General features: G+C 70.2%; 1 protein-coding gene. It reads right to left on the minus strand.

What is annotated here, in order from left to right; genetic code table 11:
- Positions 1–94: 94 nt before the first annotated feature.
- Positions 95–766, minus strand: coding sequence for a YceH family protein (locus tag AC1D12_RS34435; RefSeq protein ID WP_047511735.1), 672 nt, complete (start codon positions 764–766; stop codon positions 95–97).
- Between the last annotated feature and the right edge of the window lie 72 nt (positions 767–838).

Genomic DNA, 838 nt, shown 5'->3' on the forward strand with positions numbered 1-838 from the left:
GCAGCGGCCAGGCCCATCACGGCCACCAGCCTGAGGCACCACTTCCTCGCTCCGCCCATGAGACTCCGCTCAGTTCGTCATTCGATCCGGCACGTCACTCCGATCTGCGGACGCCCAGCTCCTCGTAGAGCCGCTCGACCAGCGCGCGCAGTTCGTCGACCTCGCGCTTCAGGCTCAGCTGCTGTGCTTTCAGTGCCGCCAGCTCGCTGGTGGCGACGAAATCCTCGTCGCTCGACGCCACCGGCATGGCCGAGATGTCGACCGTGCCGCTCAGCAGGTGCGTCCAGCGCGCCTCGCGGGCACCGGGCGCGCGCGGCAGCTTGACCACCAGCGGGCCGCCCTTCTCGTCGGCGCGCGTGGCCAGCTCGTCGAGGAAAGCCTCGACCGACGAGGTGTCGGCGAAGCGGTGCAGCCGCTCGCAGTTGGCGCGCAGTTCGGAGGCCGTCTGCGGGCCGCGCAGCATCAGCACCGCGAGCAGCGCAACCGATTGCGACGGCAGCGCGAGCGCGCGGCCGAGGTTGTGCTCGTAGCGGCTGACGCGCGAGCCGCTGGACTCGAAGGCCAGGTGCAGGGCCTTCAGCGCGTCGACGGCCGACTGCACCTCGGCATCGGTCGCGTTCATCACCGGATCGCGGGCGGTCTTCTGGTTGCAGCCGGAGGCCAGCGCGTTCAGCGACAGCGGGTAGCTGTCGGGCACGGTGCTGGCCTTCTCGATCAGCACGCCGAGCGCGCGGGCCTCCAGCAGGGTGAGGGGCCGCAAACTCACACCGCGAACCCGTCGTCGGCCTGGATCACGGCGCCGTTGACGAAGTGGCTCTCGTTGGCGCACAGCATCATC

It is taken from the genome of Rhizobacter sp. P1_G5, from assembly GCF_056405435.1.